Here is a 12,364-nt window from a genome sequence, read left to right on the forward strand (position 1 = left end):
ACTATTGATGGTGAGGGATATCCTCAGCTAAGATTTTTAAAGGGAAGAATAGAAGGTGGAAATTGATAAAGATAAAGTTATAAAATTTATTTTAAAATTCTATAAAGTAGTATTATTTTTAATGGCGTTTATTATTTCTGGAGTTATAAAGGTGTGGATAGAGATGTATACATTTGAGAAAACCTCTTTATATTTAATGAGTTCAAATGACTTGGTTCTGCTATTGGAAGGTAAATTAGGAACTTTATTGACATTCTTTATCTCTATTCCTTTAATCCTTAGTGGAGGGTATATGATCTATAAAACAGGAAAGTTTATATATAAAATAGAACTTGATAGAAATCTGGTTGATGTTTTAAAATATAGTCTACAATATATAATCAATTTTTTAGGTTTTGTTATTACTGGTAATATAACTTTTGCTTTCTTAGTATATATAGTCAAAAACACATGGAGTTTTTTCGTAAGTGTTTATCAATATATAATTTAAAATAAAGAAAGGACTGTTGAGCAACTATCTGGAGGAGATATATCAGTAGGGATTAAAAATCCTTACGAACATGTAGGAGATTGGGTTCAATTTAATAGAAAATTAACTCAGCATTCCAATGGAGATTTAGAGCTTACAGTTGTTGAAAGGCATAGTATAGCAGGGAAAGAATCGGAGGGGGACCCATATACTTTGCACTTTGAATATTTAGGAAATGATAGATACACCATCAATAATGCAGATTGCTTTCCTCAGCCAGGAGGATATACAACTAGAAGAGCAATAATAGCTGCCTTTAATGAGGATTGATATTAGTGAAAGTATTGATTTGATTAGGAGGAGTTAAATGAAGGACAATAAAATATTAAAGTTTATTTTTAAAAATTATGACCTTATAGTAATAATTTTTACTGCAGTAATTTATATTATATTAAGTATATCATTACAACTTCACATAATAGAGAATACTTCCTTAGAGCTGAATCATTTAATTGATCCATTTTGGGTATTAGATGAGAAGTTAGGGAGTCTGTTAACATTTTTAATTGCTGTAATTTTGGTCATTGGTTGTGTTTATACTATATTTAAGCTTGGGGTTTCTTTGAGGAAGGATAAGGGTCCTGAGAGAAGAATTTTTGATATGTTGAAGTATGGATTTAAATTTATGATTAAATTTTCAATCATTCTTATTAGTGTTGATATAACCAGAGCGGGATTAAAATATATAGCATTTTGGTTAGGGTCTATTATAAGGGTGTATAGATAAGCAGGATTTAAAGAGATAACTTATAGTTAAAATCAAGAGCAAAGAAGGAACTATAGAGTTGTTATTCTATAGTTCCTTTTTAAGTTTCTTAAATAGTCATTTTACTAGTGTCATTATTCTTAGGAGAGTTCTTCAGGCAAGTATTGACCTTTGCTTTCGTATTACTAATTATATATATGAATCAGGTAATGGATGGAAAAGAGGTTTCTATCTCAATAGGAGAAAAGCTATTAATGCCGGGGGTTCTTGTAATAGGGGTATTGATGTATCTTCTTGGTATTGGTTTGGAATTAATCTTTGTATTCTTCACGGCAGGCCTCTTAGTTAGTGGTCTTATCGGGAATATGGAGAAGACGGTCAATGTTAAGTACAAGATTACTTATATCTGCTTTCTGACGATTCTATTATTGAGGCAGATTGTTTTAGTATTGTAAGTAAGATAAATTGGAGGTATGAGATTGAATAATATTAAAAAACATAGATATAAAGAAAAGTTATTAACATAAGAAGATATACAAATTAAATATGCTCATTTTTGGAGAAGGATTATAGCAGCTTTTATTGATTTATCTATAATGATTGGTTTTACCTATGGCATAGGCTTAATAACCTTTAATTCTTTTGTAATTGAAGTTTTTGTCAATAATATAGTGTATATAATAAATCTCCTTTACTTCATCATCTTGCCTGCTTCTTCTAAGAGGGGGACACTAGGTAAGGTTATAATGGGTATCCAAATAACTAACATAAGTGGAGAGAATTTCTTATGTGAAATCAGCTGTTAGATACTTCTCCTATATATTATTAGTCCTTACCTTGGGGGTAGGGTATCTTATGATAATTTTCACTAAGAAGAAACAAGGATTACATAATATAGCTTGTGATACCTTGGTGATAATGAAAGAGTAATGCTAGGTTAAATCATAATTTAAATTGAATAATTTTTCTTAACAATCTTTATATTAATAAGGAATAGAGAAAAAGGCAACAGATAATAATAATCATTTGCAAAATAGCTTTTTTATGTTATAATACAAAGCAAAGGTAATTATCGCGGCAAAAAATTTTAAAGGGGGATATGATAGATTTGGCAACGAAAAGAGGACCAAGGTTTAAAGAATGTAGAAGGTTGGGATTGAATGTTTATGGACACCCCAAAGCAATGGATAGAGCAGGTAAGGGAATTGGTAGTAGAGAGAAGAGAAATCTCTCAGATTATGGACAACAGTTATTAGAAAAGCAAAGATTAAGAGCTTACTATGGTGTTATGGAGAAACAATTCAAAAGGTATGTAAAGGAAGCTATGAATAGTGGAGATGTACCAGGAGAAGCTTTGATAAAGAGATTAGAGTTGCGTTTAGATAATATAGTATATAGAATAGGTTTTGCTATTTCAACAAGGCAAGCAAGGCAGATGGTTAATCATGGACATATATTGGTCAATGATAAGAAGGTAGATATCCCCTCCTACAAGATCGAGGTGGGAGATAAGGTATCCTTACGTGAGAAATCAAGAAAAATAAAGTTATTTAAAGAGAACTTCTTAGAAGTTGAAGGTTTTGATCTTCCTTATATCAAAAAGGATGAGGATAACTTTGCTGGCGAATTGCTTGGAGAACCAAATAGAGAAGATGTTCCAATTGAAATTAACGACCAATTAATTATAGAGTTTTATTCCAGATAATAAAAAGAAGGGGCGTTGGCCCCTTCTTTTTATTGTATATTGAAGCTATATAGTAATAAAGTGTCACTTTCGTGCCACTAGTAATGGGTAATGAGTGAAGAGTAATGAGTAAAGTCAAAAATCTCAAAAACCTCTTATAAGTCTTAGGTAACAAAGGGGTTTCTGTTTTTTTAAGGTTTTACTCATCACTGATTACTCATCACCAGTAATAAAGCTCCGCTTTATTACTATTAAGTAAGGATATTTTGCAGGATAAACAATGATTTTATCGAATTACTTATGGGTATAGTAAAGAATAGAAGGGAAATGATATTTGTATGAAATTAGACAAGAAATTAACTATAGCAATTGATGGACCAGCTGGAGCAGGAAAGAGTACTGTGGCTAAAATAGTTGCAGAGAGGTTAAATTATCTTTATATCGATACTGGGGCTATGTACAGAGCATTAACCTTAAAGGCTTTACAGCAAGGTGTTGATTTAAATGATGATAATCAGTTAGGTGAGTTGGCCCAGAGAACAAGAATAAGGCTTAAGAGAGTAGATGAAAAAGATATCGTCCTATTAGATAATATAGATGTTAATGAAGAGATTAGAGACAATAAAGTAAGTAATAATGTCTCTGTAGTGGCTAAAGTAAGAGCGGTTAGAGAACAAATGGTAAGACTACAGCGAGAGATGGCTAGGGAGGGTCAAGTAGTTATGGATGGACGTGATATTGGAACAGTTGTACTCCCTGATGCTCATTTGAAGGTCTTTTTAACAGCTTCTGTAGAAGAAAGGGCCAAACGTAGGTATGAAGAATTAAAGAGTAAAGGTGAAGATATAAAATTAGATCAGATTAAAGAAGAGATAATAAGAAGGGACAACATCGATAAAAATAGAGAGATATCCCCTTTAATGGAAGCTGAGGATGCTATTAAAGTCGACACTACTAATCTAGATATTGAAGGCGTTGTTAAACATATTTTAGATCTTTGTCAGGAGGTGTAGTATGGGGTTTTTTTATAAGATTAGTTCATTTACAATGAAGAATCTATTTAAATACGGGGCTCGTTGGGAAGTAAAAGGGTTGGAGCATATCCCTAAAGAGGGTGGAGCAATTGTAGTTGCTAATCATACAAGTAATTTTGATCCTCCTATTGTAGGTTCAGCTTTGAATAGAAAAATCAATTATATGGCCAAAGAGGAACTCTTTGATGGCTTCTTTAAGGATAAGTTAATTAGAGCTTTAGGAGCCTTTCCTGTAAAGAGGGGGAGGGCAGATTTAAGTGCTGTTCGTAGAGCGTTAAGTTTACTAAAGGAAGGTGAACTTTTAGGTCTCTTTCCTGAAGGAACTAGAAGTAAACCTGGAAAGTTAAGAAGAGCTAAAAGTGGGGCTGTGATGATAGCTCTTAAATCTGAGGTGCCAATAATACCTATAGGTTTAAAAGGTGCTCATGCTCCCTTTAAGGGGGATTTGAATGTTAATATAGGAGAACCTTTTACTTTAGAAAAGTATTACGGGCGTAAATTAGATAAAGAAGAGATGCGAGAGGCTGGCAAAGAGATTATGAGTAAGATAGAAGAATTACTGTAAGGATATGCGCTCTACATAAGTTTTAGATGAAGGTGAAAAATAGCTTTAAAGTTAAGAACCAACTTTATCACAAAGAGGGTAATATATTATGGTAGAATTAAATAATGAATTATTAATCGAATTATTAATTAGTTTAATTAAAAGTATGGCTGTTGTAGCTTTATTTGCCCACCTTTTGGTACTTGATACCAAGATATTTCCTCAGCTTATTAATAGAAGGGCCAAAAAAGAGACTAAGTTATTTTTGATTCTCTTTTTTGGTGCTTTGTCTATTTCAGGCACATATTTAGGTGCATACATTTATGGTGCTTATGCCAATATTAGGGCTATTGGAGCAATTGTAGGTGGTTTATTGGGTGGTCCAGTTGTAGGGGTTTTGGCCGGGGTTATTGGAGGAGGACATAGGTACTTTTTAGGTGGTTTTACGGCTCTTCCCTGTGCTTTGGCTACTATTATAGCAGGATTAATTGGTGCTATAGCTTATTACTACCGCCCCTTTAATAAGATTAGTTTAAAGGAAAGCTTTTTTTTAGGGGTAATTGTTTTGGTTATAGAAATGCTACTAGTGCTTCTGCTAAGCGATCCTTATGAGCAGGCTCTTAAATTGGTGTTGACTATATTTTTGCCTATGGTTTTAAGTAATGCTTTTGGTATTACTCTATTTATACATGTATTACATAAAGGGATAAGAAGAGAAGAAGAACTTAAGGCTTTAGAGGTTTATAGTTCTTTGAAGATAGCTAGAAAAACTTTAAGTCATTCGCAGGAAGGGTTAAATATTGATTCTGCTAAAAAAATGGCAGACATTATATTAGAAGTTAGTGAAGTATCTGCAGTAGAGATAACAGATGATAAGTTTTTGTTGGCCCATAGTGGTCTTGGAGAAGGATATTATTTCAGTGGTACTCCCATTAATTTAACTGAATCGGATAAAGAGGTCTTAATGAATGAGGGGGTTTTAGTAAATAATAATAAAGAAGAGTTGGGGGATATAGCTAAGTGTTGTCCTTTAAAATCTGCTGTACTTACTCCATTAAAGGAAGATGAAGAGTTAATAGGTATTTTAAAGTTATATAAAGCAGATAAGGGTGGCATTAATAATTTAGATATCGAGCTGGCCCGGGGGGTTAGTGAATTATTATCAACTCAATTACATATTTCTAGCTTAGAGAAGGAAGCTAAATTGAAAGCAGAAGCTGAACTTAAGGCATTGCAAGCCCAAATCAGACCACATTTTTTATTTAATGCTTTAAATACAATTATCTTCTTTTGTAGGACTGATCCTAATAAGGCCAGGAAGTTGCTTATGAGCTTAGCTAAGCTTCTTAGAAAGAGTTTTAAGGAGGAGAACGATCTTATAAGCTTAGAAGATGAACTAGAAGATACTTGTGATTATATTGCTATAGAGAAGGCAAGATTTGAAGATGACTTAGAAGTTGAGGTGGATATAGACAAAGAGTTTTTAAAATATAAATTACCAAGGTTTACTTTACAGCCTTTGGTAGAAAACTCATTAAGGCATGGTCTGGCAAAGAAGCAAGGAATGGGAAGAATTAGGATTTTAGGGTGTAGAGCAGAGGATAATTTTATTATTAAGATGTTAGATGATGGGATTGGTATTAGTGATGATAAGTTAAGAAATTTGTTAGAAGATGATGAGAGTGGTAAGGGGATAGGTTTAAGTAATGTAGATAAAAGAATTAAGAGAGTTTATGGAAAAAAATACGGTTTAGAGGTCAATAGTAAAGTTAATCAAGGAACAGAGATTATAGTTAAACTACCATTAAACCCTAAGATAAAGGAGGGTAGGTATGAAAGATAAGCTAAAGTTCATAGTTGCTGATGATGAGAGACCTGCTAGAAAAGAGCTTATATATATGCTAAAAGATATCGAGGAGCTAAATCTTGTAGGAGAGGCTAAGGATGGAATTGAAGCTATAGAATTAATTAAAGAAGAGAAGCCAGATCTGCTCTTTTTAGATATTCAGATGCCTGGTAAAAATGGAATAGAGGTTGCAAAAGAGATATTAACTTATTTTAAGAATTATATAGTCATCTTTATAACCGCTTATGATCAATATGCTTTAAAAGCCTTTGAAGTAAACGCAATTGACTATTTATTAAAACCCTTTGAAGAGGATAGGTTACTAGATGCTATAGCTAAGGTTAAAAGAATCTACTCAACGTCTGCCTATATTAGATTTGAAGAGAACTTAAAGGATTTAATTGATACTTTGGATAATAATTTAGAATCAAAAAAAGTTGATGATAATGATTTTTGTATAAATAAATTTCCTGTTAGGGGAAAACGAGGAAATATAAAGTTAATCCTTAGTAAGGATATAGTGGCTATTTATACTAAAGGGCGTAATGTATATGCTAAGACCAATAATCAAGAATATCAAATTGATTTTAATTTATTAGAAGCAGAAGAGAAACTTAAGGGGTGTGAATTTCTAAGAGTACATAGAAGTTATTTAATCAATTTAAATTTAGTAAAGGAGATCATACCTTGGTTTAAAGGCAAGTATCAGGTAGTAATGATGGATGAAAAGCAGATGAGGATACCAATTAGTCGTTCGAAAGTTAAGACTATACAGAAAATATTTGGGTTGTAATCGTATAGTAATAAAGTGAAAATTTATTACTAGTAAGTAACAACGTTTAAATTAAAAAATGCCTTAATTTAAATCTAAGGGAGACTACAGTATATGCTGTAGTCTTTATTTTATCAATTATTAATTCTCTCAAAATTAATTTTAAGAATGATATAATGCTCTTTAACCATCAATTTGTGCTATTTGGAATAATTTTATGATTATTTTGAATAATTCAATTATAATATACTTAACTAAGTTAGCGATAATTTTATAACCCCTATAAGAAGTTAACAAAAATTATATTATTTAAGGGGGAAAGAATATGATATCATTTATTGGATCATTAGTAGCATTAATTTTAGGTTATTATTTTTATGGTAAGTTTGTAGAGCAGGTCTTTGATGTAAAGCTTGATATGAAGACACCAGCATACCTTAAAGAGGATGGTGTTGATTTTATTCCAATAACTTGGGGTAGGGTCTTTTTAATTCAATTATTAAATATTGCAGGTTTAGGACCAATTTTTGGGGCAATAGCCGGTGCCTTGTTTGGACCAGCAGCTTTTTTGTGGATTGTACTAGGATCAATCTTTGCTGGTGGTGTACATGATTATTTATCAGGCATGATATCTGTACGTAATGATGGTGTTAGTATCTCTGAGGTTGTAGGAGAGTATTTAGGAGAGAGAGCTAGAAAGTTTATGAGAGTATTTTCTATTATTCTTCTTGTTCTAGTAGGAACTGTATTTATGACAGGTCCTGCAGGGCTTTTGGCCAGTATGACCAATTTGAATATAAATATTTGGCTATTTGTAATTATTATCTATTACTTTTTGGCCACAGTTTTGCCAGTAGATAAGATTATTGCTAAGTTTTACCCTCTTTTGGGTGGATCATTATTGGTGATGGCTTTAGGAATTGCTGGAGGGTTAATATTAGGTGATTATCAGATACCAGAAATTACTCTTAGTAATCTCCACCCTGAAGGGTTATCCTTTTGGCCAATGTTATTTGTAACTATTGCTTGTGGTGCTATAAGTGGTTTCCATGCTACACAATCACCTTTAATGGCTCGTTGCTTAAAGACTGAAAAAGACGGAAAGAGGGTCTTTTATGGGGCTATGATTGCTGAGGGAGTTATTGCTTTAATCTGGGCAGCAGCTGCAATGACCTTATTTGGTGGACCGGAGGGGCTTGCAACAGCTATGGCAAATAATGGAGGTCCAGCTGGTATAGTTAAGCTGGTTAGTGATAATATGTTAGGGGCAGCAGGGGGAGTCTTGGCAATGCTAGGTGTAGTAGCCTTACCAATTAGCTCAGGTGATACTGCATTTCGTAGTGCTAGATTAATCTTAGCTGATATATTTAAACTAGATCAAAGTAATAAGTCTAACAGATTTAAATTGGCTATACCTTTATTTGTAATTGGTATATTACTATCTCAGATGGACTTTAGTATTATCTGGAGATATTTTGCTTGGTCAAATCAGACTCTAGCAATGGTTGCTCTTTGGGCTGGAGCAAGTTATCTAGTTAAACACGATAGGTTCCATTGGATAGCGACAATTCCAGCTACATTTATGACAGCAGTTGTAGTATCTTATATTATTATTGCTCCAGAAGGCTTAGGTATTCAAGGTCTTTTAGCTACAGTTGTAGGCTTATTAGCAGCGGTATTTGCTTTGGGATTATTCTTGGTCAAAGAAAGAGAAGGCAAATCAAAAAGAGAGCTAACATCTTAAGGTATAAATAAAATTTTAGAGAAAAAACTTTACTAACTACGTAGTTAGTAAAGTTTTTTTATTTTTAAGGAAATTATGTTTTTTAAAAATTCTGAATAAAACAAAGAAGTTTCAAATTAAATCTAATTAGAAGTTAGTCAAGGTAAAAGGTTTTGAATTTAGTTTATTAATAAAAAATGTCTTAGGGTTAATTAACCTGAAGATTTCTCTTTACATTTCTTACTATTTCGACTATGTTTGGGTAGGTCTTCAGGGCGCCATTGGTTACTATAGGTCTTCCTATAGGGGCCAATCCTAATCCTCTAGATAGAAATCCTCCTAGCATCATAGTAGGGGTGATTGCAGGTCTTGTATCTACTAGTTTTATATTCTTTTCATCTCCTAGCAAGCTATAGGTGTCTTTGATTAAGGGTTTAGCTACCTTCTCGGCACGTTTACATCCTAGAGTGTAGACTGAATTGCCAAATTCATCATCACCTTGGTAAAGAAGGTGTCCTATATCTTTGGTCTTGATTTTATCGAAGGTAGGCAGGCTTAAAACTTCTTCTTTTGTCGCTACTCTATCCATAGGTAAATTATTTAGATGTAGATTAGCAGCTATAGCCACAGAGTGTGATCCTCCTGAATCATGATAGATTATCTCCATTTTTACCCTCCTTATTTTATACAAATTATTTTAACCATTTAAGTAATCTAAAATACCTTGGTAGATATAAAAGACTAGTAGGTTTTTATATTCATAATTGAGCAGAAGTTCTTTATCAACTTTTTTATTTATAAAGCCTACCTCTATTAATACCCCAGGATAATCACTATTATTCAAGATATAATAATCTCCAAGGCGAATCGAATTTTGGGGCATATCTACGTCTTTAAAGCTGAGGTTATTTAGTCTAATTTGGATTTTTTCTGCTAGGTATTTATTTTCCTTTCTTATATCTTGGTAGAAGACAATTGGACCATTAATTCTAAATTCTCCAGGAAAGGCATTGACATGTAAAGATATAAAAAGGTCAGGTTTATTTTTGTTGATTATATCTACTCTGGTCTTTAAATCTCTTTTTTGGCGACTTTTATAATCGCTATTTTGCTTGGATAAAGAGATATCTCTATCTCTAGTCATTATAACTTTTGCTCCTTTTTCTTCTAAAAGTTTCTTCATTCTTCTAGCTAGATCTAGATTAATATCCTTCTCTAAGACACCTTTATGACTGGCTCCGGCATCAACTCCACCATGGCCAGCATCTATTAAGATCTTCTTTTCTTTGATTATTTCATCCCTTCCACTTGTAGGGATTGACTCTTTACGTAAAGAGTAGGGGAGATAAAGACCTCCAATAAAGAAGAGTATAAAGAAGAGTAAGGAGATAAAAGCTTTTTTATTGATTAAGATTATCATAATCTTCCCCTCCTAAATTACTTACTTATTTAATATTACTCAAGTGGAGCATAATTTATGGCAGTATAATCTTGGATAAAGTGAATACTAAATTTCAATTTAATTATATTTTAATATTTTCAATGTATATTTATAACTATAAAAAAGGTTATTGGAAGTATATCTATAATGTATAGAATATAGGTTAAATAGATGAACTATAAGCTAATAAGGGGGAGGGTTTAGATGGGAGATATAATGATTTCCTTTGGTCTTTTAATAGTATTATTTTTTCTTTTAAAAAATTTGAAGGCTAGAGGGGTAGATTTTGGGCAAGAGTCTCCTTATCTTTATTTGATATTGGGGATAATAGGTGGCATTGTAGTTGGGTATTTTTTTGGGAGGGTATTATATTTTTTAATGCAATTAAATATTGCTTAAAAAATATAATACCCTCCCAACTTCTATAAAACTACTTTCTCCTATTTACATATACAATCTACTGTGATATAATGTATATGCAAGGAGGGATAACTAATGAAAAATGTTCAAATTAACATTTCTATTCCTGAGAACTGGAAAGATGAACTTGAAAATTTAGCAAGAATATACTCTGTTGAAGAAGAAACTACATTGACTTATTTAGACCTAATGCGTAGAGCTATACAAGAAAAATATGAGTTAGATAGCGATGAGTAACGATTACAAAAGTTTAAGTCATTGTAGATACTTAGTACAATATCATCTTGTATGGTGTCCTAAATTTAGATTTGAACTCATACAAGGAGATATAGAACAATCATTAAAAAATATTCTTGCTAATGTATGCAATAAATATCAATATGAAATTTTAGAATTAGAAGTAATGCCAGACTATATACACATTTTTCTATCATCCAAACCAACAGTAGCACCTACTGACATAGTTAGGACTTTAAAAAGTATTTCTGCAATAAAACTATTTAAAGAATATCCTAAACTAAAGAAATTCTATGCTCGTTGTGGTTCACTTTGGAGTAAAGGCTACTTTGTAAGCACAATCGAAAATGTAAGCTCTCATACTATTAAGAGATACATCCAAAATCAAAAATCTAATTAGGAGGTAGAATTATGGAAACTAAACTTCTAGATAAAGCATATAGTTTTAGAATTATACCTAATAAAGAGCAAGAAGAATTAATAAATAAAAATATAGGTTGTGTTAGGTTTGTATTTAATCACTTCCTAGCTCAATCTAAAGACGATAAATACTTATCATATTCTAAATTTGCTACACAATTACCTAAACTAAAGAAAGAATATAATTGGTTAAGAGAAGTTGATAGCATTTCTTTACAACAATCTCTAAAAGATTTAGATAAAGCATTTAAGCGTTTCTTTAAAGGTTTGGCTGGTTTTCCTAAATTTAAATTCAAAAACTGATAAAGCCATTGGTATAGATTTAGGCTTGAAAGACTTTCTAATTACTTCTAATGGTGAAGTGGTTTCTAATCCTAGAACTCTATCCAAATATGAAAATAAAATTGCTAGACTAAATAAAAGACTTGCTAAAAAAGAAGAAGGCTCAAATAATTGGTATAAAGTAAAGAATAAATTCCTACGAGTAATATAGTTCAATTACTCTTCGTGTAAAACCATCCGCTAAAGTACACGAGAAAGTAGCTAATATTAGAAAAGACTTCTTACATAAACTTTCAACTAAATTAATTCGTGAAAATCAAACGATAGTAGTTGAAAGTCTAAAAGTTAAGAATATGCTTAAAAATTCTAGACTAGCAAAAAGTATTTCTGATGTATCTTGGTCTAAATTCGTTGACTATTTAAACTATAAAGCCCAATGGTATTGTAGAGAATTAATTAAAATTGACACATTCTTTTTTTCAAGTCAACTTTGTGGCGAATGTGGATACCAAAATAAAGAGGTTAAAGAATTAAGTGTTCGTGAATGGGAATGTCCCAAGTGTCATTCAATTCACGATAGAGATATAAATGCTAGTAAGAATATTTTGCAACAAGGTTTACAACTACAATTAGCTAGTAGATAGGCTACACCTACGAGTCTTAAAAAACAAGACTCTTCCGTGAAACCCATAAAAACCATATCTCTACAGGTTCTAAAGAGCTAGA

General features: G+C 31.9%; 15 protein-coding genes and 1 pseudogene. 14 read left to right on the plus strand and 2 right to left on the minus strand.

Annotation, left to right across the window (positions count from 1 at the left end; translation table 11 throughout):
* The first annotated feature begins 55 nt into the window (after positions 1–55).
* The 10 genes from HALSAC_RS0110815 to HALSAC_RS0110865 all read left to right on the plus strand — a co-directional run bounded on the left by HALSAC_RS0110815 (position 56) and on the right by HALSAC_RS0110865 (position 8,859).
* On the plus strand, positions 56–490 hold the full coding sequence (locus HALSAC_RS0110815; protein WP_027340276.1) for a hypothetical protein: 435 nt from the start codon (positions 56–58) through the stop codon (positions 488–490).
* 346 nt (positions 491–836) lie between these two features.
* Positions 837–1,256: a hypothetical protein gene (locus HALSAC_RS0110825; protein WP_027340277.1), complete on the plus strand. Its 420-nt coding sequence runs from the start codon at positions 837–839 to the stop codon at positions 1,254–1,256.
* Between the two features lie 176 nt (positions 1,257–1,432).
* Positions 1,433–1,690 (plus strand): hypothetical protein, encoded by a 258-nt coding sequence (locus tag HALSAC_RS0110830; RefSeq protein WP_211231342.1) that lies wholly within the window; start codon positions 1,433–1,435, stop codon positions 1,688–1,690.
* Between the two features lie 84 nt (positions 1,691–1,774).
* Entirely contained in the window at positions 1,775–2,041 is a 267-nt protein-coding gene (locus HALSAC_RS17855; RefSeq protein WP_425402511.1) for an RDD family protein, read from the plus strand.
* Between the two features lie 302 nt (positions 2,042–2,343).
* Positions 2,344–2,940 carry a 30S ribosomal protein S4 gene (rpsD, locus tag HALSAC_RS0110840; protein WP_027340279.1) on the plus strand — a complete coding sequence of 199 codons (597 nt, stop codon included), beginning with the start codon at positions 2,344–2,346 and terminating at the stop codon, positions 2,938–2,940.
* A gap of 317 nt (positions 2,941–3,257) precedes the next feature.
* The gene (gene cmk / locus HALSAC_RS0110845; protein WP_027340280.1) at positions 3,258–3,932 is read left to right on the plus strand and encodes a (d)CMP kinase; all 675 of its coding nucleotides are present in this window, start codon (positions 3,258–3,260) and stop codon (positions 3,930–3,932) included.
* A gap of 1 nt (position 3,933) precedes the next feature.
* Positions 3,934–4,518, plus strand: a complete 585-nt coding sequence (locus tag HALSAC_RS0110850; RefSeq protein WP_027340281.1) for a lysophospholipid acyltransferase family protein — start codon at positions 3,934–3,936, stop codon at positions 4,516–4,518.
* Positions 4,519–4,606: 88 nt separating this feature from the next.
* The gene (locus HALSAC_RS0110855) at positions 4,607–6,340 is read left to right on the plus strand and encodes a LytS/YhcK type 5TM receptor domain-containing protein (protein WP_027340282.1); all 1,734 of its coding nucleotides are present in this window, start codon (positions 4,607–4,609) and stop codon (positions 6,338–6,340) included.
* Complete coding sequence (locus tag HALSAC_RS0110860) at positions 6,330–7,136, plus strand: LytR/AlgR family response regulator transcription factor (RefSeq protein WP_027340283.1); 807 nt, start codon at positions 6,330–6,332, stop codon at positions 7,134–7,136. The genes HALSAC_RS0110855 and HALSAC_RS0110860 overlap by 11 nt, the downstream gene beginning before the upstream one ends.
* Before the next feature lie 304 nt (positions 7,137–7,440).
* The gene (locus HALSAC_RS0110865; protein WP_027340284.1) at positions 7,441–8,859 is read left to right on the plus strand and encodes a carbon starvation CstA family protein; all 1,419 of its coding nucleotides are present in this window, start codon (positions 7,441–7,443) and stop codon (positions 8,857–8,859) included.
* 187 nt (positions 8,860–9,046) lie between these two features.
* Here HALSAC_RS0110865 and HALSAC_RS0110870 read toward each other — a convergent pair whose 3' ends face one another.
* Together HALSAC_RS0110870 and HALSAC_RS0110875 are read right to left on the minus strand one after the other, a co-directional pair.
* Positions 9,047–9,505 (minus strand): DUF3189 family protein, encoded by a 459-nt coding sequence (locus tag HALSAC_RS0110870; RefSeq protein ID WP_027340285.1) that lies wholly within the window; start codon positions 9,503–9,505, stop codon positions 9,047–9,049.
* 30 nt (positions 9,506–9,535) lie between these two features.
* A complete protein-coding gene (locus tag HALSAC_RS0110875) occupies positions 9,536–10,258 on the minus strand; it encodes an N-acetylmuramoyl-L-alanine amidase family protein (protein ID WP_035571794.1) in 723 nt (240 codons plus the stop codon).
* 225 nt (positions 10,259–10,483) lie between these two features.
* Here HALSAC_RS0110875 and HALSAC_RS0110880 point away from each other — a divergent pair, with 225 nt between their 5' ends.
* From HALSAC_RS0110880 to HALSAC_RS17755, 4 genes and pseudogenes are all read left to right on the plus strand, one after another.
* A complete protein-coding gene (locus tag HALSAC_RS0110880) occupies positions 10,484–10,678 on the plus strand; it encodes a hypothetical protein (protein ID WP_027340287.1) in 195 nt (64 codons plus the stop codon).
* Positions 10,679–10,774: 96 nt separating this feature from the next.
* Entirely contained in the window at positions 10,775–10,936 is a 162-nt protein-coding gene (locus tag HALSAC_RS17275) for a hypothetical protein (protein ID WP_169730095.1), read from the plus strand.
* Positions 10,929–11,336: an IS200/IS605 family transposase gene (gene tnpA / locus HALSAC_RS0110890; protein WP_027340288.1), complete on the plus strand. Its 408-nt coding sequence runs from the start codon at positions 10,929–10,931 to the stop codon at positions 11,334–11,336. Before HALSAC_RS17275 ends, tnpA begins: the two co-directional genes overlap by 8 nt.
* An 11-nt stretch (positions 11,337–11,347) precedes the next feature.
* Positions 11,348–12,282: pseudogene (locus HALSAC_RS17755) on the plus strand (RNA-guided endonuclease TnpB family protein).
* Positions 12,283–12,364: the final 82 nt, after the last annotated feature.

The sequence above is a fragment of the Halonatronum saccharophilum DSM 13868 genome, from assembly GCF_000517025.1.
GTDB lineage: Bacteria > Bacillota > Halanaerobiia > Halobacteroidales > Halobacteroidaceae > Halonatronum > Halonatronum saccharophilum.

What these genes read in the sequence shown, in the direction of transcription:
- HALSAC_RS0110825 (WP_027340277.1), top strand. Translation starts at nt 837, where the DNA reads ATGAAGGACAATAAAATATTAAAGTTTATTTTTAAAAATTATGACCTT.
- HALSAC_RS0110830 (WP_211231342.1), top strand. Translation starts at nt 1,433, where the DNA reads ATGAATCAGGTAATGGATGGAAAAGAGGTTTCTATCTCAATAGGAGAA.
- cmk (WP_027340280.1), top strand. Translation starts at nt 3,258, where the DNA reads ATGAAATTAGACAAGAAATTAACTATAGCAATTGATGGACCAGCTGGA.
- HALSAC_RS0110850 (WP_027340281.1), top strand. Translation starts at nt 3,934, where the DNA reads ATGGGGTTTTTTTATAAGATTAGTTCATTTACAATGAAGAATCTATTT.
- HALSAC_RS0110855 (WP_027340282.1), top strand. Translation starts at nt 4,607, where the DNA reads ATGGTAGAATTAAATAATGAATTATTAATCGAATTATTAATTAGTTTA.
- HALSAC_RS0110860 (WP_027340283.1), top strand. Translation starts at nt 6,330, where the DNA reads ATGAAAGATAAGCTAAAGTTCATAGTTGCTGATGATGAGAGACCTGCT.
- HALSAC_RS0110865 (WP_027340284.1), top strand. Translation starts at nt 7,441, where the DNA reads ATGATATCATTTATTGGATCATTAGTAGCATTAATTTTAGGTTATTAT.
- HALSAC_RS0110870 (WP_027340285.1), bottom strand. Translation starts at nt 9,505, where the DNA reads ATGGAGATAATCTATCATGATTCAGGAGGATCACACTCTGTGGCTATA.
- HALSAC_RS0110875 (WP_035571794.1), bottom strand. Translation starts at nt 10,258, where the DNA reads ATGATAATCTTAATCAATAAAAAAGCTTTTATCTCCTTACTCTTCTTT.
- HALSAC_RS0110880 (WP_027340287.1), top strand. Translation starts at nt 10,484, where the DNA reads ATGGGAGATATAATGATTTCCTTTGGTCTTTTAATAGTATTATTTTTT.
- HALSAC_RS17275 (WP_169730095.1), top strand. Translation starts at nt 10,775, where the DNA reads ATGAAAAATGTTCAAATTAACATTTCTATTCCTGAGAACTGGAAAGAT.
- tnpA (WP_027340288.1), top strand. Translation starts at nt 10,929, where the DNA reads ATGAGTAACGATTACAAAAGTTTAAGTCATTGTAGATACTTAGTACAA.